Annotated in this window: 23 protein-coding genes; 11 read left to right on the forward strand and 12 right to left on the reverse strand. The window is 55.0% G+C overall.

Translation table 11 applies throughout. The features are described 5' to 3' along the window. Positions 1-25 precede the first annotated feature (25 nt). The 12 genes from ACTRWH_RS15435 to ACTRWH_RS15490 all read right to left on the reverse strand — a co-directional run bounded on the left by ACTRWH_RS15435 (position 26) and on the right by ACTRWH_RS15490 (position 13,061). Positions 26-1,174, reverse strand: a complete 1,149-nt coding sequence (locus ACTRWH_RS15435) for an aminotransferase class V-fold PLP-dependent enzyme (RefSeq protein WP_462826576.1) — start codon at positions 1,172-1,174, stop codon at positions 26-28. Next, on the reverse strand, positions 1,162-1,743 hold the full coding sequence (locus ACTRWH_RS15440; protein ID WP_041332447.1) for an acyltransferase: 582 nt from the start codon (positions 1,741-1,743) through the stop codon (positions 1,162-1,164). The genes ACTRWH_RS15435 and ACTRWH_RS15440 overlap by 13 nt, the downstream gene beginning before the upstream one ends. A 2-nt stretch (positions 1,744-1,745) precedes the next feature. After that, on the reverse strand, positions 1,746-2,693 hold the full coding sequence (locus ACTRWH_RS15445; RefSeq protein ID WP_041332446.1) for a Gfo/Idh/MocA family protein: 948 nt from the start codon (positions 2,691-2,693) through the stop codon (positions 1,746-1,748). A 10-nt stretch (positions 2,694-2,703) separates the two neighbouring features. Next, the gene (locus tag ACTRWH_RS15450) at positions 2,704-3,678 is read right to left on the reverse strand and encodes a Wzz/FepE/Etk N-terminal domain-containing protein (protein ID WP_462826577.1); all 975 of its coding nucleotides are present in this window, start codon (positions 3,676-3,678) and stop codon (positions 2,704-2,706) included. After that, positions 3,678-6,281 carry an SLBB domain-containing protein gene (locus ACTRWH_RS15455; RefSeq protein ID WP_462826578.1) on the reverse strand — a complete coding sequence of 868 codons (2,604 nt, stop codon included), beginning with the start codon at positions 6,279-6,281 and terminating at the stop codon, positions 3,678-3,680. The genes ACTRWH_RS15450 and ACTRWH_RS15455 overlap by 1 nt, the downstream gene beginning before the upstream one ends. A 17-nt stretch (positions 6,282-6,298) precedes the next feature. After that, entirely contained in the window at positions 6,299-7,792 is a 1,494-nt protein-coding gene (locus ACTRWH_RS15460) for a capsule assembly Wzi family protein (RefSeq protein WP_462826579.1), read from the reverse strand. Positions 7,793-8,004: 212 nt separating this feature from the next. After that, positions 8,005-8,766: a Wzz/FepE/Etk N-terminal domain-containing protein gene (locus ACTRWH_RS15465; protein ID WP_462826580.1), complete on the reverse strand. Its 762-nt coding sequence runs from the start codon at positions 8,764-8,766 to the stop codon at positions 8,005-8,007. 113 nt (positions 8,767-8,879) lie between these two features. Beyond that, positions 8,880-9,371, reverse strand: a complete 492-nt coding sequence (gene rfaH, locus ACTRWH_RS15470; RefSeq protein ID WP_462826581.1) for a transcription/translation regulatory transformer protein RfaH — start codon at positions 9,369-9,371, stop codon at positions 8,880-8,882. Then, entirely contained in the window at positions 9,368-10,135 is a 768-nt protein-coding gene (cysQ, locus tag ACTRWH_RS15475; protein WP_041332443.1) for a 3'(2'),5'-bisphosphate nucleotidase CysQ, read from the reverse strand. Before cysQ ends, rfaH begins: the two co-directional genes overlap by 4 nt. 281 nt (positions 10,136-10,416) lie before the next feature. Beyond that, positions 10,417-10,860 (reverse strand): pilin, encoded by a 444-nt coding sequence (locus ACTRWH_RS15480; RefSeq protein WP_041332442.1) that lies wholly within the window; start codon positions 10,858-10,860, stop codon positions 10,417-10,419. A gap of 30 nt (positions 10,861-10,890) precedes the next feature. Then, entirely contained in the window at positions 10,891-12,444 is a 1,554-nt protein-coding gene (locus ACTRWH_RS15485; RefSeq protein ID WP_462826582.1) for an O-antigen ligase family protein, read from the reverse strand. A gap of 113 nt (positions 12,445-12,557) precedes the next feature. Further along, entirely contained in the window at positions 12,558-13,061 is a 504-nt protein-coding gene (locus tag ACTRWH_RS15490) for a pilin (protein WP_041332440.1), read from the reverse strand. 383 nt (positions 13,062-13,444) lie between these two features. Here ACTRWH_RS15490 and pilB point away from each other — a divergent pair, with 383 nt between their 5' ends. From pilB to ACTRWH_RS15545, 11 genes are all read left to right on the forward strand, one after another. After that, a complete protein-coding gene (pilB, locus tag ACTRWH_RS15495) occupies positions 13,445-15,160 on the forward strand; it encodes a type IV-A pilus assembly ATPase PilB (RefSeq protein WP_075196489.1) in 1,716 nt (571 codons plus the stop codon). A 2-nt stretch (positions 15,161-15,162) separates the two neighbouring features. Beyond that, positions 15,163-16,383 (forward strand): type II secretion system F family protein, encoded by a 1,221-nt coding sequence (locus tag ACTRWH_RS15500; RefSeq protein ID WP_075196490.1) that lies wholly within the window; start codon positions 15,163-15,165, stop codon positions 16,381-16,383. Positions 16,384-16,468: 85 nt separating this feature from the next. Beyond that, on the forward strand, positions 16,469-17,344 hold the full coding sequence (locus ACTRWH_RS15505) for a prepilin peptidase (protein ID WP_462826583.1): 876 nt from the start codon (positions 16,469-16,471) through the stop codon (positions 17,342-17,344). Further along, entirely contained in the window at positions 17,345-17,947 is a 603-nt protein-coding gene (gene coaE, locus ACTRWH_RS15510) for a dephospho-CoA kinase (RefSeq protein ID WP_075196492.1), read from the forward strand. It abuts the gene before it with no gap. 5 nt (positions 17,948-17,952) lie between these two features. After that, positions 17,953-18,699, forward strand: a complete 747-nt coding sequence (gene tsaA, locus ACTRWH_RS15515) for a tRNA (N6-threonylcarbamoyladenosine(37)-N6)-methyltransferase TrmO (RefSeq protein WP_036209925.1) — start codon at positions 17,953-17,955, stop codon at positions 18,697-18,699. Between the two features lie 32 nt (positions 18,700-18,731). Further along, entirely contained in the window at positions 18,732-21,092 is a 2,361-nt protein-coding gene (locus ACTRWH_RS15520; RefSeq protein ID WP_227544155.1) for a hybrid sensor histidine kinase/response regulator, read from the forward strand. Positions 21,093-21,112: 20 nt separating this feature from the next. Then, the gene (yacG, locus tag ACTRWH_RS15525) at positions 21,113-21,301 is read left to right on the forward strand and encodes a DNA gyrase inhibitor YacG (protein WP_036209919.1); all 189 of its coding nucleotides are present in this window, start codon (positions 21,113-21,115) and stop codon (positions 21,299-21,301) included. Between the two features lie 101 nt (positions 21,302-21,402). Further along, entirely contained in the window at positions 21,403-21,957 is a 555-nt protein-coding gene (locus ACTRWH_RS15530; RefSeq protein WP_036209917.1) for a YfaZ family outer membrane protein, read from the forward strand. Positions 21,958-22,111: 154 nt separating this feature from the next. Then, complete coding sequence (locus ACTRWH_RS15535) at positions 22,112-24,313, forward strand: hypothetical protein (RefSeq protein ID WP_228209852.1); 2,202 nt, start codon at positions 22,112-22,114, stop codon at positions 24,311-24,313. Between the two features lie 78 nt (positions 24,314-24,391). Then, a complete protein-coding gene (locus tag ACTRWH_RS15540) occupies positions 24,392-25,318 on the forward strand; it encodes a glucosaminidase domain-containing protein (RefSeq protein WP_036209916.1) in 927 nt (308 codons plus the stop codon). 49 nt (positions 25,319-25,367) lie between these two features. Further along, positions 25,368-26,264, forward strand: coding sequence for an acyltransferase (locus ACTRWH_RS15545; protein WP_036209915.1), 897 nt, complete (start codon positions 25,368-25,370; stop codon positions 26,262-26,264). Positions 26,265-26,276 lie beyond the last annotated feature (12 nt).

The raw sequence follows: 26,276 nt of genomic DNA on the forward strand, positions 1-26,276 counted from the left end.
AAAGGCAAGAAAGCAAAGACATGAATTACCGAACCCCTAGAGCCTTGGCAACCCGTATCTGCTCGCGCTCGCTCAATTTAGGATGCATTGGAAGGCTCATTACCCGAGCGCTAGCAGCCTCACAATTTGGGTAATCGCGTGGGTCAATTGTCAAATCCGCAAAGGCGGGCTGGCGGTACAACGGTAAAGGGTAGTGCACAGCCGTAGGGATCCCTGCTTCTTTCAGGGCTGTTTGAACTTCATCGCGCTCCAAGACTTCTATCGTGTACTGCGCCCAAACACTGGTGCAACCCGGTGCAACTTCAGGAATTGCCACCAAAGCTGGCACTGGAGAGCCCCGACTAGAGCTATCACTGCTTAAGTCAGAGTGGCTCCGAGTTCCCACATTAAGCAGTTCAGTGTATCGCTGAGCCACCATTTGCCGCTCACGAACCTCATTCGGGAATAAATCAAATTTGGCAAGCAATACAGCAGCCTGAAGTGTATCGAGTCGGCTATTTACCCCTACACGCACATGATGGTAGCGCCTGTCCTGGCCATGGCGTGCAATCTGACGCAGCACGATTGCCAACTCCTCGTCATTAGTAAAAATGGCACCACCATCTCCATAACAACCCAGCGGTTTACTGGGAAAAAAACTGGTACAACCAATAGTGCTGAGATTACAGGACTTCTTACCTTTATAGGTGGCGCCGAAACTCTGAGCACCATCCTCAATAACCGGGATACCGTGCTTTCGAGCAACGGCATTAATAGCGTCGAAATCAGCGCATTGTCCATAAAGAGATACAGGAATTATCGCTTTGGTACGCTGCGTTATCGCTGCCTCCAGTTTATCTGGGTTCAGGTTGTAGGTGTTTGGGTCAATGTCTACGCACACTGGCTTGGCACCCAGCACGGCAGGGGTTTCGGCTGTTGCGATGTAACTGAAGCCCGGCACAATCACCTCGTCTCCATGACCAACACCTACGGCCATCTGGGCAATCTGAAGGGCATCAGTACCATTAGCAACTGTTATACAATACTTCGAGCCTGTATAGACTGCCAATCGCTCTTCTAGTTCGTGAACTTCAGGCCCGAGTATGTACTTACCATGGGCCAGCACCCTCTGAATATTGGCGTCGATCTTTTCTTTAATAAGGGCCTGCTGCGCTGCAAGGTCTATGAATTGCATTTTGTTACCTGACCTTTGTTCAATCTGTATATACAACCCGTGTGAGGACACTGGACTTCGCCCCACCCCTCAATTGGCAAATCAAGCTGCTCGCCAAACTCGCTCATCCAACCAATCTGCTTAGCAGGAACACCAACCATCAATGCGTAGGCAGGTACAGGTCTGTTAATGACTGCACCAGCACCTACAAAGGCATACTTACCAATGGTCACGCCACAAACAATGGTGCAGTTTGCTCCCAGCGTTGCGCCTCTTTTTACTATGGTGTCCCGGTATTCCTCTTTGCGCTCAATAAGCGACCGAGGATTATACACATTAGTGAAAACCATACTGGGACCACAGAACACCCCCTCCTCCAAGTGAACGTTGTCGTAGACGGACACGTTGTTCTGGATTTTGCAGTTATCACCAATGGTGACCCTATTTCCAACAAATACGCCCTGCCCCATGGAAACGTTTTTTCCGATTCTGGCACCACCGCAGACATGCACGAAGTGCCAAACTCGGGAGCCGTCACCTATCTGGGCACCGTCATCAACAATGGCGCTGGGATGGATTGTAACTGACATGGTCATACCTTCAGGAACGGATGATAATCGCCTTTCAGACCGACTGGCGTTACATTTCGGATACTAGCGACCGTTTCAATGGCAACACGGTTCTCCTCTAGACCGAAACCGCGACCGGCAAGAATTTCTTCATAACTGCGGGTATGTAGATCTGCGAAACCACCGGAGAACTCCAGCTCTTCACCATCTACAGTAATGGACCGATAGGTTCTTTGGCCCCGGGCTTTCGCGCTATCCGGCACATATTTGAAATCCACGGACAAGAACCATCGAACCCGGGCGCTCTCATATTCGAGGTAACCGGCCGACATGGTTTCACTACTGTGGTGAACTACGTTCTCCTGTAGCTCTCCAAAAATAAAGTGCAGCATGTCATAAAAATGAACACCGATATTCGTCGCGATACCGCCCGACTTCTTTTCATCACCCTTCCAGGACTGCATGTACCAATGTCCGCGTGAGGTGATGTAAGTGAGGTCCACTTCGTGTTTAGCGCTAGCCCGCTCATTTCGAACTTTTTCTCGTAATGCGATGATTGAAGGGTGAACGCGTAGCTGGAGAATCGTGTTAACCGTTTTGCCTGTGTCTTTCTCAATATCCTGAAGGCCATCAATATTCCAAGGATTCAGTACCAACGGTTTCTCACAGATTGCGTTAGCACCGGACCGAAGAGCAAAGCGCATATGGGAGTCGTGAAGGTAATTGGGGGAGCAGATTGACATGAAATCGACAGCCTCACCGCCGTTTAGTCTGCGGAGCTTATCAATGTGACGATCAAACCGTTCAAACTCCGTGAAGAAATCAGCATCCGGGAAAAAGCTGTCGATGATGCCGACGGAGTCATTTTTATCCATGGCCGCCACCAATTCATTACCAGTGTCTTTGATGGCTTTCATGTGTCGCGGTGCTATATAACCTGCCGCACCAATTAATGCGAATTTCTGAGGCATAGTTGCTCCTTTAGCCTGCTTTTCCGTTGCTAGCAGAAAGCTGTGGTATATCGTCTTGCTTCCCATTTCTGATAAATGCACGAATAAGAACCACAAATACCCCTAGAATTCCACCGAGCATTGTGGCAAGAACTGCAATCAACGCACGTTTTGGTGCGCTTTTCTCTTGGGGCACTACGGCGGGGTCTATAGTTTTGAACACATACTCGCGTTGAGCATTTGCAAGCATAACGGTGCGAGTTTCACTTTCAATGAGTTGGTAAAAGACTTGCTGCATTCCTGCGATGTTTGTTTCGTTCAGCTTGGTTTCCAGATACTGAATACTAGCCTCGGCTTCCTCAATATCTTCGTCGCGCATATGTTCGTTTATATCGCGAATCAGCCATTCTGCCCACTGTTGAGCAGCTACCGGAGACTGGCTTCTTACGCTCAAGGTTACCATTCCGTTATCTTTGTTTTCGCTAACGCTCAGGTGCTCTACTCTGAACTTCTCCACCAAGTCCCAATCCGTAGGCTCGAAGCTATTGCCTTCCTCAGATGTGCGCCACTCTGTTGCGTCCGGATTGTAAACTTCGCGGTTATAATTCCAGTGGCTTTCGCGAACGTTCCAACCCTTGGTTCCAAACAGTTGAACTGCGAGTCCATGGCGGCCGATAAAGTCAGAGAGAAAAGCGCGAGATTGAAGTACTTCCTTGGCAATAACAGTATTGCTGGTGCCATCCTGACCGATATTCACACCCGCAAGGCTTGCCAACCCTCCCAATTGGCCACCGAGGCGGACTCTACCGCTGCCCTCTGTCGGAGCCAGCAATGCGCTTGCCTGAAAGATATTTGGCTTGGAAAGAGCGTAGGCAACGCCACCTACTGCAAAGATGACTGTTATTAGAATGATGAACCATTTACCTGCCCAGATGGCGACAAACAGCTCCCGCAAGTCGATTTCATTATCTACAAATGAGCTTGGCTGCTCTGACGCCTGAGTCATTAAAGATTCCCCACAGCTGCTGCACCCAGAGCCATCTGGTAAACAATCTGGCTCACGTTACTCCAAAGCTCCAACTGATTCAGCCTGTCCACATCAATGGGCACGATAATGGTATCCCCCGGTGCCAATTGCTGGCTGCGCCCGCCAAACCAGCGACTTTTCTCTGGTAGCATTACGGAACCGTCTGCCTTCACCACATACACTCTTTCCTCATCCGCCTGGCGGGTTGGGCCGCCACTGCGCTCCAGATAGTCATCCACGGTCAAACCTTCGCTGTGCAGGTGACTGGTGGGGAACTGGACTTCGCCAAATACGCTGACGGCTTGTGGGATGGTTGGTACTGTTAATGTGTCGCCATCCTGAAGGCGGATGGGCTGATAGTCGTCGCTGCCCACAACCGCTGCTAGGTTGATCACCATTCGCCCGACGGGGCGGGAATCCTGCACGTCTTCAAGCAGGTCCTGAACCTGTTGGGTGCGCTCCGCATTTTGCCCGCCAAAATCATCGCCTTCCAGTTGTATACCTATCAAGTCACCCTGCAATCGCTCTTCGGCTTCACGCAGGCGCTGAGCTTCGAGTTGGCGGAGTTTTTCTCGGGTGAATATGGCGCCTTCCGGGAAGGCGTTATCGGTGAGGCCTCCAGCGCGTTCGATCACGTCGCGGAGTGTTTCGCCATTGCGAATAGTGTACTGGCCGGGGTAGCGGACTTCGCCATCCAGTTCAATGGTTTTGGCCTGCGCAAATTCCGGTATGGATTTGATCAGCAGGCGGTCCCGGCTTTTTAGCGCGGCGGAGGCCTGGCCTTTCATGACCGCCTCCAGGTTCAGGCTTATGATCCTGGTTTCACCCGTGCCCTCTTCGTCCACTCCGAAACGGGCCAGCTCAGCGGTATAAAGGGAAGCTGAGTCTTTCAGGCCACCGGCTACGTAGATCGCATCTGAAACCTGCCGTGAGGCTGGTAACGGGTATTCGCCGGGGTAGCGTACCGGCCCTGTCACCTGGATGGTCTGTTGAGGCGCACCTGGCTTGGCCTGGGCTTTCAGCCGTTGCAGCACCGGTGCAAACAGGGCTTCGCGGCTGAAGCGGCTATAGTCCACTTCATTGCCTTCTTCGCTGTTGGTGCCACTAAGGTTATTCGCACGGGTGCTTGCGCCGTTATCCGAAGCAGAGCGCTTGGTCATCGTGTCGCTCTGGTCCTGGCTTTTTGCGCTTACCTTGCCTTCATCCGCAAAAATCAGGAACTGGTCTTTTTCCTGCAGAAGAATATCGTTCTCGCCACCGGGGTTATCCAGGGCTTCGCGCAGGCGCAGATTGAGGACGGATACGGTGTCAGTCTCGGGGTCGGTACGTACAATGGCTGCGTAGCGCTTGTCCGCTTCCCGTAGTAGGTCGTTGTCCAGGGACTGAATAACGGAGCTCACCCGCATACCCGGCACCCAGGCGTAACGACCGGGGCGGGTGGCCGCGCCCTTCACTTCCACGTATTGGCCGGTGATGTCGGAGATGGAGGCCACTTCTATACGGTCACCGGGCTTAACCTTTGCCTGTCTGCCTTTTGGTGTGGTGAGGTTAGCTTCGGCGATGATGCGCAGGAAGTCGTCGTTATTGCGCTCGATGCGGACCAGTTGCGGATAGGCCTGAGGGGTCAGGCCGCCGGCCAGGTTTACCAGCTCCTGCAGGTTGGTGTCGTTTTTCAGTTCATAGAGCGCGGGGCGGTAGACTTCGCCGTCTATACCTACTCGGTCGCCCACCGGTGGGATAAAAATTACATCGCCGGGTTGCAGACGGTTGTCGTCAGAGGTGTCACCCGCCAGCAACAGGTCGTAAAGATCCAGTTCGCCGACCAGCTTGCCGTCCCGCTTGTGCTGAATTTTACGCAGGGAGCCGGTACGTTTAATGCCGCCAGACACATAGAGAGCGTTGGTGATGGTGGAGAGGGAACTGACCGTGTAAGAACCGGCATTTCTGGCCTCGCCCAGCACAAACACTCGCATGCTGCGCAGTTCACCCAGGGAAACGCTGGCCTGAACACCGATGTACTGCTCGGAGACTCGCCTCTTAATCTGCTGCCTGGCTTGATCAAACGTCAGGCCCGCAACGGCTTGGGGGCCTGACTGCGGAAAGCTGATGGTACCGTCCCGGGATACGGGCAGCTCCAGTTGCTGGTTTTCCTTGCCCCAGAGCTGAACCCGCAGGACGTCGCCAGGGCCCAAAGTATAATCGTTGGGAATAGGAATTTCTGTAACCGGTGCAAAGGTTGTGGGGCTTCCAACAAACAGGTCGTAGCCATAAGGCTTCAGGCCGCCGTTCTTGCGGTCCTTTTCTTCGTTGTCGTCCTGCTCTTGCCGGGCACGCTCCCTTTCTTCATCGGAGATGGCGTCAACCGGCTCTACCACGTTTACATTTTGTGGCCGCTGCTTCTGCTGGCTCGCCGAGCCAGCAATGGAATCCAGATCCACCCCATATTGGCGGGCCAGCGCTTCCTGCTGGGCCCGTGGCATGCTCTTGAACTGTTCAATCTGGGACTGGCTTATGGATTGAGCGGCGGTGGTTACTGGCAATACAAGCGCCAGTGACAGCAGAAGTCGTTTAGTCAGGTTCACTTAGTCAAATCCGTTTTTTAGAAGCGGTAACGCCAGGCGGCGCCGACAGACCATTGGTCCTTTTCGCCGCCCAGGAGTTCTATTTTTTTGTCGGTGGCCTGGGCGGTTAGGTCCAGCCAGCCGTTGAGAAAGTGTGTGCCGTAACCCACGGAGGCGATGGCAGCTTTCTGATCGCCTTCTGGCACATTATAGAAAATATCGTCGTCCGGGATGACGGTGCGATTGGCACCGTCTTTGTTGAGATCCAGATAACCCAGGGATGCGGACAGGTTACGGCCATCGGGGAAGAAGTTAAATACGCCCAAAGTCAGGGTTTCCGCGTCGCCGTCGAAGGTTGAGGCCATATTGCGGCCCTTGTGCCGGTAGCCACTGCGGTAACGGGAATGGTCGTATGTGATATTGGGCATGGCATTACCCAGAAAGTCATCGGCCAACGTGTTGGCGTATTCTACAAACCATTGCTGGTCACTCTCGAATAACTGAGTGGTCCAATCCGTGCCCAGTAACCAGGATTTTCGAGCCGGAAAGGCACCGGCCTCGTCTTCGCCCATCATCTGGCCATAGACACCCATGGCCTGGTCGCCAATGGCAAAACCGTAGCGGGCGTCAATACTAGCCAATTGGTTTCCGGGGTCGTTCTCTTCCAGTTGACCATTGTCGCGGCCGATCAGGGCGTTCCAGATGGTGGAGGCGCCTTCCGGCCGACCTTCGCCGCCGAACATGATGGCGCGGGAGAAGCCAATATCCAGGCCGTCGATAGGCCTTACCGTCAGGCGCATGCCGATCATCTTGGCTTCCGGCACCGCGCGCTCGCTTTCCAGTTGGCCAGCGAAGGTGGTGAACTGCCAGGGGCCAATCCATTTCAACCAGCTGGTTTCCGGCTCCGCGGCGTCCTTACGGTTCAGCCATACCGCCGGCATGGGGCGGGCGTTGTTGGAAAGGATCAAGCTACTTTGCCAACCTGGCCCCCACCAACGGTCGATGGCGCCAGCGCCAAACACCCAGTTACCGGCGGTTGCGGCCAGATAGGAACCATCCAGACGAAATGTATCGTCGTCTTCCGGGTTGGCTGCCAGGCCTGGTTTTATGCCGAAGGCCCAGGATTCGCCCTGCCATTGCACATTGAGGCTGGTCTCGGCTGATTCGCGTGGGCCAGGCTGAAAGCCTCTCACAAAGGTCGGTTCGCTGGTGGCGCCCAGTTCGTATTCCGCGCGCCAGCTCTGTTTGCCCTGCTCGTCCATCTCGAACTTCAGGTAGGCCAGCGGGCCGCCGATGGCAGGAGCATCGCTGCCGGTTTCCTGGCCAAGGCCGCTGTGCACGGTGCCCATCATTACCGGCCAGGTGGAGGTTGTGCGGTTCAGGTGCCCCCGGTCCGCCAGTTTTTGCAGGGCGAAGCGGGCACGGTTGTCGCCAGGCTCCAGCCAGGGTGCCGAGAAGGCCGCAGAAGAATACGTGGCGGCAATCAGGCACGCTACCGCCCCACCGACCAGGGTCCAGTGTTTTGAGGTCATATACCGACAACTTTCTGAGAAATGACAGGAAAAAACGAACAATACGGAGGGAACAACCTAATCCCAACTGTATCCCTGTCGGTTGATGAAGCTTCTGTGTCAAAAGCGTGACGATTTTACGGCATCTCATATGACACGCAAGTGACAATACCCCTGACATGCCCCTTGTCAGGTGCGCTGAAGTGAAGAATTGTCAAAGGCTCATAATTTGATCACTCGCCAGCAAGCTGATTTCTAACCAGGCCAATAAACTCAGCGAGAAACGCAATAAATACTCCCGCCATCAACCCTAGCATTATTGATAGCACGACAATCAGGCTTCTCGACGTGCCCGCATTTTCACCGCTTTGCCTGCTAACGACCAGAGCCTCAAATGGTGACAACGATTGCAGATCCGATTCCAGTGCAAGCTGCTTTTCTACAGCGGACGCAATTGCATCGCCGGTGTTCTCCCCTTCTTCGAGCATTTTTATGGTCGAATCCAGGGACGCAATCTGCTTTTCAAGACTCTTGCGCAGCCTAGACAATGCCTGCTCTTGTTCAGAGCTTAGCCGCTCGATCAGCTTCCGATGATTCTTCTCTATAAGCTCTGCCAAGGGGGGCGAGGCTTCGGAAACGATTCTAATAAGTCCGGTATCCTTCGGGTTACTGGCCGTTAGTTTGAAAGGCAGGTTCCTGCTATTTTCTGCGCGATAGGTGGCCTGCAGATCCGGCACCCAGAGGCTGTCCAGTTCGGCGATGATGGTAGCGGGCTCTTCGACGTATGTTCCATTCGCCTTTTCAGCCAATTTCATGAGGGTGACGTATTCGTATTTTTCCGGCACGAACAATGCGTAGACCACACCAACAAGAGAGACCACCAAAAAAATGACGTAGAACACCCGCCGGCGTCTGAGAAATGTCGTTGCCAGATCAACCAGGCTGATTTCGTCGTCGTATTGGGGACGCGAAGGCCCCTGGGGGGGTTCTACCATTTCATAACCATCGTTTGTTAAGAGTTAGTGACATTATGACCGTTTGCAGGACGAAAAGAAGTGAACAAAAGTTCCTTTTGGGCTTGGGATATGGTTTGCTGGATTACGCTTCGCTAATCCGGCTTACTGCGGTGGAGGGTGGATAGAGGGACTATGACGGTTTGTTGCTTCTGCATAAAGCTGATCAAGACGATGGCGCGCTCTTCGCCGTCGTAGGCCTGAAATATAGCGCTGATGCCTTTGAAGGGCCCGTCTTCCAGATCAACGGCCTGACCGGGTTTGATGCCGCCCTGCTCCGCCACGGTATGCAGGCTGTCTTTAATGTGCAGGATGACGTCATCCGGAATGGCGGCCGGTTTATTAGCGAAGCTGACAATCCGCAGGATTCCGCGCGTGGAGCGTAGCTTGGCCCACATGGGGTCCGTTTGCTCCAGGTTCACGAACAGGTAGCCGGGGAACAGGGGTTCCAGCTTTTTGGTGCGCTTGCCGGCCTTGATTTTTTCCACCGTGATTTTCGGGTAGAAGCAGGCGATGTCCTGATTTTGCAAATGAGTCAGGGCACGGTCGCCCTGACTGGGCTTGTGTTGCAGGGCGTACCAGGTCATTTGTGCCAGTTGCCAGCGGCAATGAAATGAGGGTTGAGCACATCTTCCTTGCCGTACTGCAAAGGCTTGCCTTCCAGCGTTTCCACCTTACCTCCAGCGGCCGAGAGCACAGCGTGGGCTGCACCGGTATCCCACTCGCAAGTTGGCCCCAGCCTCGGGTAAATGTCCGCATGGCCTTCGGCGATTTTGCAGAACTTAAGGGAACTGCCTGCCTGCACCAATTCGTGGGCGCCAAGCTTGTTGATGAAGGCTTTGGTTTCTTCGTTCAGGTGGTTCTTGCTGGCAACAACGCGCTTGGCCTCACCAGGCTCGACCACACTGATCCGCCGGGTGCGACCGGTGCGATCGCGCTTATAGGCGCCCTCGCCTTTCAGGCCCCAGTAGGCTTCTTTCAACGCAGGCGCGGTTACGACCCCGAGAATGGGTTCGCCGTTTTCGATCAATGCGATGTTAACGGTGAATTCACCGGTGCGTTGGGTGAAGTCCTTGGTGCCATCAATCGGGTCAATCAGCCAGAAGCGTCGCCACTGTTTGCGCTCGCTCCAGGGGATCTCTGCACCCTCTTCTGAAAGCACGGGGATGTCGTGGCTGAGGTGCCGCAGGCCTGCCACAATCACCCGATGGCTGGCGACGTCTGCCGCAGTAATCGGCGACTCGTCCGCCTTAAAATCGACCTTGAAGTCCGTCATGTAGATGCTGAGCACTTTTTCGCTGGCGGCGTCTGCGATTTTCAGGACATCGGGGAGGATGGAGCTGTAGTGCATGAGGGTCGGCTTCCTGCGTCAGGTCAATTACGTTTGCGCTATTATGGGCGATAGTGACGCAACACATCAAAACTAATGCGGAGGCACCTTTCATTGAAGGTTCGAGGGAAATACTGGGGTGGAGGGGTATTAGCTGATAATAACTCTCTCGATCTGCATAAAGTCTATACGTCACTCACACCCACGGAGAAGCAGTTGCGAGCAACGTCAATAGAAAGCAAATCTGTAAGACTTCTTGGTTGGGGCACCGAAGTCAGGTGCTAGTTTGAAGCGGCCAAGACTTAAATGACTGCACAGCCTGACGGACTATAGCGGTCACTCCATCCAGGGGCGCCACTTGTGTCGACAATACAGCTCCAACTCCCCGTAACGGAGCGCTCCAGCCTTAAGACGACACCTGTCAGACTCCCGTGCGCATTGCCCCCCATGGTCACCTCAAGGTGACCAGAACCGTCAGGATTCAGCACAGCGATATCGATAGCGGCTGTACCCGTTGTTAACGGTGAGGGGGAATAACCAATATCAGAATTAACCAATGCTCCGCTCTGGGACAAGCGTTCCTCTACAGCAGTTTTGTAAGCCGACAACTCTCCAAGCGCTTGATTTACCTGAGACTGCATAACATATCCCTGGTAGCTTGGTATGGCAATTGCCGCAATAATTCCGACGATCGCCACAACAATCATGAGCTCAATCAAGGTAAATCCGCTGTTTTTTCCAATCATATTACGTATTCCAGAAATCGAGACATACTTTCATTGAGCAAAACCCGGACCAACCTCACCAGGTGTTGGGCGCGGGAAAAATCCATGTAGCCAGAAGCGCGGCAAAAGAGGAGCATTCTGGCCTTCAACATAAACCCTCAAGTCTTCCGTCATCGCTTCGTGATAGCGCCAAACCTCCTGAATCCACAAAATACCGAAAAATAATATGAAAGGTGCAAGCAGCATACCCGGGCGGACCCAACGTTTTACCTCCCCGCTAATAGTTTTCGAGTTCGAATCAGTCGTGACCATTGGTAGCGATAAAGCCCAAAAAATAGCCAGCACCAGCAAGGCTACAGACATTGTGGCAGGAACAAGAAAGACTGCAGAAACTCCAGCGTGAGCAAGACCTGCTGCACTTGAAGCAGTAAAAGCGACTACCAACGATGCATTCCCCTGCATGCTCGATACCATCAGCCTGCGCAGCGAAAGAAGCCTTTTCACCGCTACGCTTATGAGAACTGCGACCAAGCCCATCAGCGCCCAGCCATACTCTGCCGCCCACATCAGATACATATTGTGAGGATGCCCAAAAGTCTGCGCAGACAAATAGTTACTGGTAAGAGTCGTGTGAGTTAGCCATGACTGCGCCCCCATTCCCAACGGAAAGTTCTGCAAACTCATCTCCCAGGCTTCCATCCAAAGCGGCAAACGCCCGGAATCACTAGAATGAAGACCACGAATCATCGTTTTGTCGAAAACCAGTTCTGGCACAGCCCAGGAAAGCACACACCACAGAAGTCCACCTAGCAAAACGAACTTCAACGAAGCGACTAGCCAGGGAATTGCCATTCGGCCGAAAAAGACCAGCACTATCAATGCTGCAACAACCAGACTGATCATCGAGCCCCTCGACGTCGTGAGGAACACCACCCACCACCAGATACCTGCTGTGAAATAGACTGCTACTTGCCAAAGCGAGCGATTCTTGAATGACCCGTAGAGCAATGCCAGCGGAAACAACGGCAGAAACCACGTAGCAAGGTGCCCCCAATAACGCATGTTGACGAACCCCCAGGGAATGACGTCAACAAGGTTCGAAAAATTGTCAGTAATGGCAAACGCGTAGGCTGTGAGAGTCATCGCCGCGTAGAAGAAGCAACCAACCAGAATCACACCAACCAACGCAACGGCAGCTCTTTCTGTACACCCCCTTTCACGAATCTTCCAACCCATAATCGGAAACGCCAGAAAGAAAAAGCCGTACATTCCCGGCTCGACCCAGCGATACTCACTGGCAACAAAAGGAACTGCCAAAACAAGAAAACCTGCAGCAACGACAAACGCGGGCCAGCTATCAATCCATAAACGTCGCCTCAGCCCTCCAACTGGCATCAACAAGACAGAAGACGTCACAAAGACAAGAAGAAATACCTGGAAAAAACGTTGGTCAGCAAAGTTGCCAAAGTAGACCGGAAGGAAATCAATGAACAGGGAAACGAGAATAACGCACAGAAAAACAGGAAACAGAAAGAGATGAAGAAAAAGACTGGAATGACCAAACATCAAAGGATCTTCATGAGTGCCGCCTGCGTTCTTCGCCACAACACATCCTCAAAATCACTATTAATCAGAATAGTAAAAACCCCACCGAACGGCGGGGTTTTTGAACTCCTTAACCAGCCAACCTCGAGAGGCCGGCCGGTCAAAGCTAACTATTAAGAGTGTTCACAGCTAGCAGGAGCGTATGAGTCTTTCCAACCCTGTGCAGCAGTACCGCCAGTCATGGAGCAAGAGTATGCACCGGCAAGGCTGCGACTAATAGTGATTACAACGCCACGAACAGAGCCGGAAGCGTCTTCACCCAGGCGCACAGACCAAGTCATGTTCGGCAGGTCGCCATTTTCCACATCAAGACCTGCTGCATCGCCGTAGGCATCGTCAACCAGGTTAGAACCGGTCCAACCGATATTGATTTGACGCGGATCCTGGGCCAAATCATCTGCAGTCGCAACAACTTCACCGCCGCTGTTAAAAATGCTTTCAGCGCTGGATTTCAGAGCATTGATCTCACCAACAACCCGTGAAACCTGTGAGCGGGCGGTGTAGTCCTGATACTGGGGGATAGCTACAGCTGCCAGGATACCGATGATCGCAACTACGATCATCAGTTCGATCAGTGTGAAACCTTTTTGGGCGTGATTCATTTGAATGTTCTTCATTAGTCGACCTCTGTATTTGTCGTTAATCCACTCGATACGGCCCGGGCCCGGCGGAGTCGCACCCCGTGACCGGTATCTAGAGCCTGGGTTTTGTTAAGCATTGCTCGTGCCAACTAAAGTCAACCGCCGACAAACGCCTTATTATCAGCACTTTATAAAACATTGTGAAATTCATCGCATCGACAAAAGAAGTCGACCCTATGCCCTCACACGTCACTGGGTGACAATTATTGTCAGATGACACATCCGTAAGCACCAGGTTTTCCGGGCACAAGACCACTTCATTGCCCGCACGCCTTTCCAAACCGTTGCCAGCCATCTAAACTCACTCCATTAGACCAACATCCGTTTCAGACACTTAGGCTGCGTTTTTTACACAATTTATGTCTACCAATAAAAGCAATGTAACGCTTACGGGCCTGGCGAGACGCTTCGTCGATGACGGGCTTATTGATGAATCCACTGCGAAAGATGCCTTTCTCCAAGCATCCCACAACCGCATTCCACTCATTACCTACTTGGTACAGAACAACCTGGCGAACAGCGGAGGGCTCGCCTTCTCCGCTGCGATGGAGTTCGGCGTTTCGGTTCTGGATCTCAACGCCTTTATGCCGGAGATGATGCCCGATAAGGTCGTAGATGAAAAACTGATACGAAAACACAACGCCCTGCCGCTCTATAAGCGTGGGAACCGGCTGTTCATTGCGGTCTCCGACCCGACCAACATCCAGGCGTTGGACGAGATCAAATTCAATACCGGTTTGAGTACAGACGCCATCCTGGTTGACGACGCCAAGCTCCGGGAAGCCATCGACAAGTATCTTGAGTCCCACGATACGTCGATGGGTGATCTGGATGATGCCGACCTTGAAGGCGTTGAAACCGAAGGCGGTGACCAGGAAGACGATGCCGTTGTCGCGACCAGCGATGTCGACGATGCCCCCATCGTAAAGTACGTGAACAAGATGCTTCTTGACGCCATTCGCGGGGGGGCCTCGGACGTTCACTTTGAACCCTATGAGAAAACCTATCGGGTTCGATACCGCACCGACGGCATTCTGAAAGAAATGTCGCGGCCCTCCATCAAGTTGGCCCCCAAGATTTCTGCCCGGGTAAAAATCATGGCGCAGCTGGATATCTCAGAGCGCCGGGTCCCCCAGGACGGCCGGATCAAGATGAAGCTGTCCAAGACCAAGGCCATCGACTTCCGGGTCAACACTCTCCCTACCCTTTGGGGAGAAAAAATCGTTCTGCGGATTCTCGACCCAAGTCAGGCAAAGCTCGGCATTGATGTCCTGGGGTATGAGGAAGAACAGAAACAACTGTACCTGGACGCCCTTGAGCAGCCACAGGGAATGATACTGGTGACGGGGCCCACCGGCTCAGGCAAAACGGTTTCCCTTTATACCGGCCTGAACATACTGAACACACCAGAAAGAAACATTTCCACGGCCGAAGACCCCGCGGAAATCAACCTGGAAGGCATCAACCAGGTCAACGTCAACACCAGGGTAGGCCTCGGCTTTGCGGAGGCATTGAGAGCCTTCCTGCGTCAGGACCCGGACATCATCATGGTTGGTGAGATCCGAGACCTGGAAACGGCGAACATCGCTATCAAAGCGGCGCAAACAGGGCATCTGGTGCTCTCGACCCTGCACACCAACAGCGCGGCGGAAACGCTAACTCGTATGATGAACATGGGGGTCCCCTCCTTCAACATCGCCACGTCGGTGAGCCTGATTATCGCCCAGCGCCTGGGCCGCCGGCTTTGTAACTCTTGTAGACAACCTGCCGACATCCCCAAAGACGTGCTTTTAGCGGAGGGGTTCACACAGGAACAAATTGATACAGGGTTCACGTTGTACCGTCCCAAGGGCTGTGATAAATGCAATGGTGGATATAAAGGCCGCGTCGGGATTTACGAGGTGGTCAAGATTACCGAGGAGCTGGCGAACATGATTATGGAAGAAGCCAGTTCGATTAAAATTGCAAAGCAGGCACAGGCCGAAGGCTTCCCGAACTTGCGGCAGTCTGCCCTCAAAAAAGTCATTGAGGGCGTGACCAGTCTAGAGGAAGCCAACCGCGTGACGAAGGATTAAGCATGGCAGAGAAAGCAGAGAAACTTCAGGCGTTCGTCTGGGAAGGCAAAGACCGCAAGGGCAACAAAACCAAGGGCGAGGTGTCTGGCACCAACCTGGCTTTGGTGAAGGCCCAGTTGCGTAAGCAGGGCATTATTCCAGACAAGGTGAAAAAGAAACCAAAACCCCTGTTTGGCGGCAGCAAAAAGATCACGCCTTTCGACATCGCCATGCTTACCCGCCAGCTCGCCACCATGATGAAGGCCGGCGTACCATTGGTTCAGAGTTTCGACATTGTGGCTGACGGCCTTGAGAACAGGGGCCTTCAAGAGCTGGTTACCAACATCCGCAACGATATTTCCTCGGGCACCAGTTTCGCCGGCGCCCTGCGGAAGTATCCCAGGCATTTTGACGACCTGTACTGCAACCTCGTGGATTCCGGCGAAAAGGCCGGTGCACTGGAAAGCATGCTGGACCGCATCGCCACATATCTTGAGAAAACTGAAATTCTTAAGAAAAAAGTAAAGAAAGCGATGACCTACCCTGCTGCTATTGTTGTGGTCGCTGTCGTCGTAACGGCCATCCTGCTGGTAAAAGTGGTACCCCAGTTCGAAAGCTTGTTTAAGGGCTTTGGTGCAGACCTGCCAGTATTTACGCAGATGGTGGTCCGGTTGTCGGAATGGCTTCAGACTTGGTGGTTTGTGGTTTTACTCGGCATTGTCGGAACTATCTTTCTATTCAAGGAAGCTATTCGACGATCTCAGAAATTCTCCGATCTCGTCGATAAATATGTGCTGAAACTGCCCGTTGTGGGCGAAATCCTGGACAAGTCGGCCGTTGCCAAGTTTGGGCGCGTACTTTCCACGACCTTTGCGGCTGGTGTTCCGCTCGTTGATGCGCTCGACTCCGTTGCCGGCGCGACCGGCAACGCCGTTTATCGGGATGCTATCCAGCGAATAAAAAACGATGTTTCGAGCGGTACCCAATTACAGGCCACCATGCGCCAACAGGATGTGTTCCCGGTTATGGCAGTGCAATTGACTGCCATTGGTGAAGAATCCGGTAACCTGGATGAAATGCTGGAGAAAGTCGCCGTCCATTACGAAGCGGTGGTGGATGACATGGTCGACAACCTCACAGCCCTGCTGGAGCCGATCATCATGGCGGTACTGGGCGTACTCGTAGGCGGCTTGATCATCGCTATGTACCTGCCGATCTTCCAGATGGGTCAGGTGGTTGGCTGATCACGCCCTTCCTTTCACCAACCCCTCTCCCCACCCCTCTTCCGCAATGGGAGGGGGGCTTTGATGGCACAGATTGAGAGTTTTGATGATTTCCCTTGATACGTTCCTGGCCACGCCCTGGCTTCTCTATACCGCAGTCATTTTTTTCTCCCTCTGCATCGGTAGCTTCCTGAATGTGGTGATCCTTCGCCTGCCGAAGATGATGCAGCAGGACTGGCGCTGCCAATGCGAAGAGTTCCTGGAGCTATCGGACGATCAGCGCGAGAAGGGTGAGCCGATCACGCTCTCCAAACCTGCCTCCACCTGCCCTTCTTGCGGCCACAGCATTCGCGCCTGGGAAAACGTCCCGGTCATCAGCTACCTGGTTTTGGGCGGCAAGTGCGCGTCCTGCAAGACGGGCATTTCACCGCGATACCCAATCATTGAGGCAATTACCGCGCTGTTTTCGGTGGTGACCATTCTGGTCATGGGGCCGTCTGAAGCTGCGCTTTGGTCGCTGTTGCTGGTTTGGGTGCTGATCGCGCTGACGGTAATCGATTTCGACACCCAGCTGCTGCCAGACAGCATGACGCTGCCCCTCATGTGGCTGGGGCTAATCCTGAATTACTTCGGCGTGCTGACGGATTTCAGCAGTGCCTTCTGGGGCGCGGTGGCAGGCTATCTGTCGCTGTGGTCGGTGTACTGGCTGTTCAAGTTGGTAACCGGCAAGGAGGGCATGGGCCACGGCGATTTCAAGTTATTGGCGGCGCTGGGCGCCTGGCTGGGCTGGGAATTGCTGCCGGCGGTGATTTTGTTGTCGTCTTTGGTCGGTGCCGTTGTGGGGATTAGTTTGATGGTGTTCCGCAAGCACGGCCGCGAAGTGCCAATTCCGTTCGGGCCCTATTTGGCGGCAGCGGGTTTGCTGTGCCTTTGGTTTGGTTCGGAAATTCAGGCGGCGTGGTATGCCTATCTGGGGGTCTGAATGGCAGTCGTAGGCCTTACCGGCGGAATCGGTTCTGGCAAATCCACGGTTGCACGGCTGTTCGGAGCACTGGGTGTGCACTGGGTGGATGCGGATGATGTTGCCCGCGAAGTCGTCGAACCCGGCACACCTGCCCTTGAAAAGATTGCGGAGCATTTTGGGCAAGAGATCCTGCTGCCGGATGGCAGCCTGGACCGTGCGGCGCTGAGGAGAATCGTATTCGATGCGCCGGAGGAGCGCGCTTGGCTCGAGGAGCTGTTGCACCCGGTGATCCGTGAGGAGCTGATGCGGCAACTGCGTCCGGATAACTATTCCCTACCCTATGTGCTTCTGGTGTCGCCTTTGTTGTTGGAAACCGACCAGCATGAACTGGTCGATAAAATCGTCGTGGTGGATGTGCCGGTCGATGTGCAGATCAAAAGAACCATGGCCAGGGACACCGACGACAGAGCACAGGTAGAGCGAATCATTGCCGCCCAGATGGCCCGTGAGAAGCGACTCCAGAAAGCCGATGACGTGGTGGACAACAACCTGGCTATGATGGATGTTGAGCGTCAGGTTGAACAGTTACACCAGACGTTCCTGGCAGCCTTTGGGCGCTAGTGTCTATGAGCCGACATCCCTCCCGCCCCGCCGTTGATGCCTTGACGCTGACCCCCATCGCCATTACCCGCTCCTGCTTCCGGGACAAGTTTGGTGTACCCCGACAACCAGGACTGACCCGCTTTGCCCACGCTGACCTGATCATCCAATCGCCCTTCGATCGCGAGGATGCGTTCCGAGGGTTGGAGACGGCCAGTCACCTGTGGCTGACGTTCCAGTTCCATGAGGCGGTACGGGCGGAATGGCGGCCGGTGGTTCGGCCACCCCGGCTGGGAGGCAACAAAAAGATAGGTGTGTTCGCCAGCCGGTCACCTTTCCGCCCCAACAGTCTGGGGCTGTCAGTCGTGAGAAACGAAGGACTGACGCGGGACGCGGGCGGTCGCCTGGTGTTGCGGATTGGGGACCACGATCTTATCGACGGCACCCCCATCCTGGACATCAAGCCCTATCTGCCATTTGCAGATTCAGTCCCGGAAGCCACCCTGGGTTGGGCGGAGTCCGCACCGACCGATCGTCTACCGGTAGTGTTCCTGAATGAGGCTGACCAACAGCTCGCAGCCTTGCCAGCGGATCAGTATCCGGATTTCCGAGACTTGATAGAAGATGTGGTGAGCTACGACCCTCGCCCATCGTTCCGGCGTGGCCGGGATGAAGAACGGATATACGGAGCGCATTTGTACGATCTGAACGTGCGCTTCCGCTTTGTCCATGATGAATCACAGGAACGTGTCGAAGTGCTAACGGTCTGTTAAACTGCAGATCGGTTGATTTTTCGACACAGGGAATGCGTGCCTTGCCTCCGATCCGGTTATTCAGACGAATAGGTGTACGGCCACTGGCTGCCAGGCTGCTGGTATATGTTCTGTTGTTCAGCCTGATCCTGTCGCTGGCTGCCACCGGCGTTCAGATGATTGGCGAGTTTGAGCGCAGAACCGAAGAGTTGCGCAGCACCCAGGAACGCGCTGCGGAACTGGTTGCCGGCAGTATGAGCAACAACCTCTGGTTGATGAACTATAGCGAGGTTGCCAACAGCCTGGATGACATGCGCGCCATTCCGGTTATCCAGCATGCCCGGGTGATCACAGCCGCTGGCGAGGAGTTCAACACGGGTACCTATCCGGATGGCCGGGTGATCAGCCAATCCTTCCCCCTGGTGTTCAATCGCGCGTCCTTCAATAGCCCGGAAGCCATGGGCACCTTGACTGTGACGTCGTCTGTGGAAACCGTCTACAACGAATTAATGGACCGGGCACTGCTCACACTGCTGTTCCAGTCGATGATCGTGATGTTGGGTACTCTCGGGCTTCTGGTCATTGTTCGGCTCACCCTTTCCCGTCATCTGGAATCGATTGCCGACTACGCCGCCCGGCTTAACCTGGACGCATTGATTGAACCGCTGAGGCTTCGACGCAAGCCCCCAAAGCGGGGTGACGAACTGAGTGAGCTGGAACAGGCGCTGAACACCATGCGCCTGCAGCTGCTGGAAGACACCCGCTCCCTGCGCCAGACCTCCATCCAATCCCAGGATGAACGAGATCAAGCCGTGCGGGCAAACCATGCCAAGAATCAGTTCCTGGCCAACGTCAGCCATGAGTTGCGCATTCCGCTGCAATCGGTGCTGGGCTACGCTAATCTCCTGTCAGATACCCCCCTCGATCAGGACCAGCGGGAATATGTCCACACCCTGCTCAACGCTTCGGAGGGATTGTCGGCCATTATCAATGACCTGCTGGACATCTCCAGTATGGAAGCCGGCAAGCTGGTGCTGGATGACATTCCCTTTGACCTTCGCGACACCCTGAATGATCTGGTGCATATGCTGGGTGCACGGGCTCGGGAAAAGGGTCTGGCGCTGGAACTGCGAATTGACGAGAACCTGCCCTGGGCCCTGAAAGGGGATCCGGTACGGCTGAGGCAGATTCTGCTCAACATGACATCCAACGCCATCAAGTTTACCGACTCCGGGCACGTGCTGATCAGCATCGAGGTGCTGGGTCGGCGGGATAACAACGTACGACTTCGGGTGGCGGTTGAAGACACGGGCGTGGGGATCAACCCCGAGGATATACCGCTGGTGTACGAGCCCTACGTTCAGCTCGGTCAGCGTTTTCAGCGACAATTGCCGGGTGCAGGCCTGGGCCTGACCATTTGTCGCCAGCTGGTTCAGTTGATGGACGGCTCACTGGACCTTGAGAGTAAACCCGGCGAGGGCTCCACCTTCTGGATGGAGCTCAGCCTGCAGGTTGCGCCAGAGAGCGCCGCCCGCGGTCGACCGGATACCAGCATGATCCGCGGGCGGCACATTCTGGTGGTGGACTCCTATGAACTGTCCCGCAAGATCACCCTGGAAATGCTTTCGCGCCACGAGTTGGATATCGAAGCAGTGAAATCCGCCGGAGAGGCACTGACCTCATTGCGGTTGGCCTCGGACAACCACAAGCCCTTTGATGCCTTGGTGCTGGACGGGTTTGTACCGGATATGGACAGTGACCTGTTGTGCCGACAGATCCGTAGCAACCCGGAATGGGGCCATACACGGCTATTGATTCTGTCGTCCAACCCCCAGCGGGGGGATGCAGAGCACTTCCGGCAGGCCGGCGCCGATGCCTTCCTGAGCAAGTCCCTGCGGGAATCGTGCCTGACCCCTATCCTGCACCAACTGTTTTCGGATTCCGTCCGTAACGAACGTCGCTTCCTGACCCGGTTTTCCCTGCAAGCCGTCAGTGACAATACCCGCCGCCAGGAATTACCCTGCGGCCGCATGAAAGTTCTGTTGGTGGAAGATAACCCGGTCAACCGCACCCTCACCCGCCGGCTGCTGGAAAAGTTAGGCTGTGATGTGATGACGGCGAATGACGGCGAAGCCGCCTCCAGTCTCTGGCAATGGCACCCCTTTGATTTGATTTTCATGGATTGTGTGATGCCCCGGGTGGATGGTTTCGAGGCCACTCGCCGCCTGCGCCAATGGGAGAAGGACCACAACCGTAATCGGGTACCTGTGGTGGCGCTGACTGCAAGCGCTATGGAAAAGGATGAAGAGCGCTGCCGCGAGGCAGGCATGGACTCGTTTGTTGCAAAGCCGGTCAATATTGAAATGTTGCGGGCGGTTCTGGAACAATACTGCCAAGCCTCCGCATCCACCTGAATACCCGACACAAGGCCACCATGAACGTAGAATGTCCCACCTGTAAAAAGTCCGCGGAATGGAATGAGAATAACCCGTTTCGCCCTTTCTGCTCCGAACGCTGTAAACTGATTGATCTGGGCGCCTGGGCCAATGAGGAATATCGTGTTCCCGCAGAAAATGCATCCCCCGACGATCTGGATCAGGGCGGCGACACAACCACCCATTGATCGCCCGCATTAACCCGCCCTTAACCCGTTTTAAGTTGAGCCACTTGGGCCGGACCGTTAACATTCCGGCGGTTACATTCAAACATTAAGAAGGTCGAAGAATGAAAGCGTCCCGAATTCCCCTTATCGTTCTGTCACTTGCGGCAGCACCTGTATACGCCTCCGATGTGGACCTGAGCCTGACCAACGACTCGGTCAAGGGCCAGGTCAACTTCTTCGGCACCAATTCCGACATCCAGGTCGGCACCGGCTATACCTATCACGAAGGCAGCCGTCACATCGGCAACGTGGATTTCCACGCCCAGGGCCGCACCGCCATTGGCAACCTGCCCACCACAGCGGGCATTGGTGTTCGCGCCTTCGGATGGGATGATGATCGGCTGGACGGCGGCGCCGTGGCCCTCGGCGGCTTTGCCACCGTGAATGTACCCAACGTACCCGGGTTGTCATTCACCGGCGGGCTTCACTACGCGCCCAGCATCCTTGCCTTTGGCGATTCCGATGACCTCACCAGCCTTGAGCTTCGCGGCAGCTACCGTGTTATCCGCAACGCTGAGGTGTTTGCCGGTTACCGCTACCTGAATACCGACTTTGACGGTCGTGGTGACTTGAACCTGGATGAAGGCGTGATGGCCGGTATGAAGATCTTCTTCTGATCAGGTCCTGATTCCGCAGAGTAACCCTGCCCGCCTCTACCAGGGCGGGGTTACCGCTCCCCATTTCGTGCCCTTCCTCACTCTTTGTGCCTTGCCAACTTGATAGACTTCTGGCTCACGCTTCTGGAACGTTTTATCTGGCATGGACAACCCTATGTTTCACCTAGCTGCACGGACCTTCACCGCTGTATTCACTCTTTCCACTGTTACGTTGATGATCGGCTGTGACGGTAGTGGCGACGCGAACGACGACGTGGCAGGCCGGGGAAACAGCTTCCCGCCGACAAAAAACGCGATCGATGACTTCACGCCCGGCTCAACCGGCGATTCCAACAATGCGTCCGGCCTGGCCAAAGATGAAGTGCGGATTACCATGGAGGTGCCGGAATCCGTTGCACCAGGTGGTGAGTTGACGCGCCGCAACCTAAGGATTGTGGAGCCCGACACCATTCGGGTTTACCTGACCGATCAGACCCTCCGCGAGCTCGGCTCCGTAGAGACTCGGTCCCGCCGGGAAGACAGCGGGCGAACCGTCATCCGTTTTGAGAACGGACGACCGATAGGACCCAATGTCGTTATCGAAGCCACTTATGGCAACAGCCGCATGCGATCACTGGCGGCCGATGAAGACCGGGACGTGAAAGTAAACCCGTTTTCGGAGTACCTCGTGACCAACTCGCTGGACCTCTACAGCTCCGGCGAGTTCTCTCAGATCATGGACTGTGTGAACGACGTCAATGGCTCACTGTGCTTGAACAAGTACGTCTGGCCCACGCTCGCCGATCAGGTCCATGATTTTGAAATCAATATCCCCGGCAATCTGGATGTCGACGGAGCACTCGACCTGCTAGAGGAACGGGGAGATTTCGCCCGATATGTGGACGCTATGGCCGATTATGCACTATTGGGAGAAAGCTCCTCCGGCAAGATAGAAGCCAGCGCCGCGAATTACCATTCAGTGTTCTGGGGCGTCGAATTGGGGCAAACGTTTCTCGAGTCCAGCATTGCCGGCTCCGGCCAATGGGGCGTACGGATCGCCCGCGAGGAAACCACAACCGACCAGAACGGTACCGGCTATGTTTACCCGGGCATGACGTTAACCTCCCTCGACGCCTTCAATATTCGAGTCACCAACCTGGCCAGCGATATCCCCTATGATCGCCGGGCCCTGATACATGCCGATGGCAACGAGTTCTTCGACCGCCCGGCCTGGGACCTGAATACCCACTCATCCTCGCCTGGCGCAGCCACCGTGGAGGACGAAACCCGCCTGCTGGCCGGCCGCGCCCTTTACCAGAGCATCACCGGCCGTGGTAGCTCCCGGATCATCGGCTGGACCCGCAACCCCTATTTCATGAGCGCATACGTCGGTGGCGGCACCGAACAGCCCGATCGAGTCCTTAGTGGGTATTTCAGCGCCGGGAAAGCGATTGAACTTCGCTCGGAGAGCGGTGAATTGAAGCGCGAGCGGACACTGGAAGATCACTACCTGTCCGTGTTTGAACTGAACCTGCTCAGGAAAGAAGGATTCGAGCGCCAGAAACTGGATGGCCGCAACTACAACGTGGCTTACCTGTCCACCCGCATGGGCGATGAAAACCAGCCCTTCGTGGTAGAAGCCGGCGTGGGAAACTGGCAGATCAGTGGCCCATCCGTCACCCAGACCATGGCGACCACCTCCCTGCGCAGGGACAACACGGGGAACGTCACTGTGTCCGTGCCGGCAGACAACCCCGGCCAGCGGGACGCCAACTGGGTCATCAGTGAGCGTCAGTCCCGGGTTTACGACCCAAACAGTGGAAACCGTATCGTCAGTAACGGGCGCCTGAATCTGGACCGCGACAGTGCCTCCGGCCTGGATGAGAAGCCGGACATCGCCGTCGGCGCATCAACGCCGAACGGTTCGCTGATGGCCTTCAACCTGGACACCAACGCCATTGGTGATGGAATTCTGGTGGCTGCCGAGCAGGCCAATTCCTCTCCACCCAGCCAGGGGCGCTACCGCCTTCAGGGCGTGGGGGTGGGAATGGAGCAGGCCAGCAACCGGCTGATGCATTTCGATAACGCCCTGCTGGTGATTGAATCTTCCGGCAGCGCCCGTCTGGAGGGCCGGACACTCGAGGTTGTCCATCAAGTCAATGCCGAATCGGTCTCCACTCCGCAGGCACAGTCACCCGGAACGGTATCCCTGGCGTACACGGCCAGCAACACCGGGGCTACAACGTTTAGTGCGGGCAGCCTGACGCTGGACGGCTTTTTCACCAGCGATCAGGATCAGTTTTTCCTGCAACTCAGGCAGACAGAGGGCCAGGAAGAGGTACTGGGGTTGCTCATGGCGACACGCCTGCCAGATTAGCGGGCAGCAAACCACTCGGGCGACGTTGGCGTATAACCTGTTATAATTGCTGTCATATCGATTGTAACGAGAGGTTTTATGTCTTCTGGTATCCGGGCACTGTGGTTGATAGTTCCGCTGATGGTTTTTGGTTTGTGGGGCATACTGCACACTCCTGACCCAGACCACGACCGCGACGCCGAGGACTCGGATGTCGCCCTGGCCAAACTGCCTTCACTCCCTGGCTGGTCACGAGCGGACTTGCCGGATTTCTCTGCCTACCGTGATACCACCGAGAAGAAAGCCGCGTTTTTCTCGTTCCTGTATCCACGTATCGTGCTGGCAAACTCCCGTATTCTGATCGAGCGTGATTACCTCGACAGCCTGGCCGGCAAGGACGAACTCAGCAAATCGGAACTTTCCTGGTTGAAAAGCCAGGCCGAGCGCTTGAGGGTTGATGAAGAACCCGGCAGCGAAACCATGTTCCGACGCCTGAAAAACCGCCTCGATGTGATTCCACCCTCGCTGGTGCTGGCTCAGGCCGCCAATGAATCCGCTTGGGGCACCTCCCGTTTTGCACGTAGAGGCAACAACCTGTTCGGACAATGGTGTTTCTCGCAGGGCTGCGGTCTGGTGCCCCGGGGACGAGTTGAGGGTGCCAGTCATGAAGTGGCAAGCTTCTCCTCGCCTTACCGATCTGTGCGTTCGTACATTCAGAACCTGAATCGCCATCCAACCTACCAGTTGCTCAGGGACATTCGCCTGAAAGCCCGTAATCGTGATGATATCGCCAGTGGTCCAAGCCTTGCTGCCGGTTTGCTGGGGTATTCCGAGCGCGGTGAAGATTATGTGGAGGAGATTAGAAACATGATCCGCCACAACAACCTGGATTATTATGATGACGACTTCCAGGCTATTGTTCAGGGGGCTAACTCCCAGGAACTCTTGGAGTTGGCTGCGGCAAAACAGGAGCAGGCACTGTTGCCCGGTGCCACCACCGCTGACGAAACCAGTAGCGAAGGCTGACACCGCCATCACACAACCAAGCTAAATCGTATTCCGGAGACATCGGTCAATGTCCAGGTTCTTGCCCGCACCCGTCAAAGGCGTGCTCGCAGTGCTTTGTATTGTTCTTAACACCCTTTGGCTATTCCCGATCCTGATGGTGTTTGCCGTGATCAAGTTGTTGATCCCGACGCCTTCGGTTCGCAAAGGCTGCACCATCGTTCTGAACCGCATCGCGTGGTTCTGGATTGGCTTCAACAATGTGCTGGCTGACGTACTTCACAACATCGAGTGGGATGTCCGCGGCGCTGAGGGCCTGAGCCGCGAACACTGGTACTTCGTCACCTGCAACCATCAGAGCTGGGCCGACATTCCCGCCATCCAGCACGTATTGAACAGCCGCATCCCGCTATTGAAATTTTTCCTCAAACAGCAATTGATCTGGGTACCCTTGCTGGGCGTGGCCTGGTGGGCGCTGGACTTCCCCTTCATGCGACGCCACACCAAGGAGCAGATAGCCCGGCGTCCGGAATTGAAGGGCAAGGACGTGGAAGCCACTCGAGCCGCCTGTGAGAAGTTCCGGTATACACCGGTGACCATTTTCAACTTCATGGAAGGTACACGGCTCACACCGGCCAAACACCAGAGTCAGAATTCGCCCCACAAACACCTGCTAAGGCCTCGCGCAGGCGGTACGGCCTTTGTACTGGAAGCCATGGGCGAGTCCCTGCACACCATGCTGGATGTGACCATCGTATATCCGGACGGCAAGTCCGGCATTTGGGATTACCTGTGCGGGCGGATCCAACGGATTGTGGTTGATATTCGAACGCGAGAAATTCCACACCGTTTCCTGGGCATGGACTACGAAAACAACCGTGAAATACGGGCGGACTTCCAGCGTTGGGTAAGCCAGGTATGGGAAGAAAAGGACGCTCTTATAGACGAGCTGAAGCAGACTGGCTGAACGTTACAGAGC

It is taken from the genome of Marinobacter sp. G5_S1_61_S3 (genome assembly GCF_054968585.1).

Bases quoted from the DNA above. Each gene is read 5' to 3' on its own strand.
- cysQ (WP_041332443.1), bottom strand. From the start codon at position 10,135: ATGCACTACAGCTCCATCCTCCCCGATGTCCTGAAAATCGCAGACGCC.
- ACTRWH_RS15440 (WP_041332447.1), bottom strand. From the start codon at position 1,743: ATGTCAGTTACAATCCATCCCAGCGCCATTGTTGATGACGGTGCCCAG.
- coaE (WP_075196492.1), top strand. From the start codon at position 17,345: ATGGCAGTCGTAGGCCTTACCGGCGGAATCGGTTCTGGCAAATCCACG.
- pilB (WP_075196489.1), top strand. From the start codon at position 13,445: ATGTCTACCAATAAAAGCAATGTAACGCTTACGGGCCTGGCGAGACGC.
- ACTRWH_RS15535 (WP_228209852.1), top strand. From the start codon at position 22,112: ATGTTTCACCTAGCTGCACGGACCTTCACCGCTGTATTCACTCTTTCC.
- tsaA (WP_036209925.1), top strand. From the start codon at position 17,953: ATGAGCCGACATCCCTCCCGCCCCGCCGTTGATGCCTTGACGCTGACC.
- ACTRWH_RS15490 (WP_041332440.1), bottom strand. From the start codon at position 13,061: ATGAAGAACATTCAAATGAATCACGCCCAAAAAGGTTTCACACTGATC.
- ACTRWH_RS15505 (WP_462826583.1), top strand. From the start codon at position 16,469: ATGATTTCCCTTGATACGTTCCTGGCCACGCCCTGGCTTCTCTATACC.
- ACTRWH_RS15480 (WP_041332442.1), bottom strand. From the start codon at position 10,860: ATGATTGGAAAAAACAGCGGATTTACCTTGATTGAGCTCATGATTGTT.
- ACTRWH_RS15460 (WP_462826579.1), bottom strand. From the start codon at position 7,792: ATGACCTCAAAACACTGGACCCTGGTCGGTGGGGCGGTAGCGTGCCTG.
- ACTRWH_RS15465 (WP_462826580.1), bottom strand. From the start codon at position 8,766: ATGGTAGAACCCCCCCAGGGGCCTTCGCGTCCCCAATACGACGACGAA.
- rfaH (WP_462826581.1), bottom strand. From the start codon at position 9,371: ATGACCTGGTACGCCCTGCAACACAAGCCCAGTCAGGGCGACCGTGCC.
- ACTRWH_RS15435 (WP_462826576.1), bottom strand. From the start codon at position 1,174: ATGCAATTCATAGACCTTGCAGCGCAGCAGGCCCTTATTAAAGAAAAG.
- ACTRWH_RS15445 (WP_041332446.1), bottom strand. From the start codon at position 2,693: ATGCCTCAGAAATTCGCATTAATTGGTGCGGCAGGTTATATAGCACCG.
- yacG (WP_036209919.1), top strand. From the start codon at position 21,113: ATGAACGTAGAATGTCCCACCTGTAAAAAGTCCGCGGAATGGAATGAG.
- ACTRWH_RS15530 (WP_036209917.1), top strand. From the start codon at position 21,403: ATGAAAGCGTCCCGAATTCCCCTTATCGTTCTGTCACTTGCGGCAGCA.
- ACTRWH_RS15450 (WP_462826577.1), bottom strand. From the start codon at position 3,678: ATGACTCAGGCGTCAGAGCAGCCAAGCTCATTTGTAGATAATGAAATC.
- ACTRWH_RS15545 (WP_036209915.1), top strand. From the start codon at position 25,368: ATGTCCAGGTTCTTGCCCGCACCCGTCAAAGGCGTGCTCGCAGTGCTT.
- ACTRWH_RS15540 (WP_036209916.1), top strand. From the start codon at position 24,392: ATGTCTTCTGGTATCCGGGCACTGTGGTTGATAGTTCCGCTGATGGTT.
- ACTRWH_RS15500 (WP_075196490.1), top strand. From the start codon at position 15,163: ATGGCAGAGAAAGCAGAGAAACTTCAGGCGTTCGTCTGGGAAGGCAAA.
- ACTRWH_RS15520 (WP_227544155.1), top strand. From the start codon at position 18,732: ATGCGTGCCTTGCCTCCGATCCGGTTATTCAGACGAATAGGTGTACGG.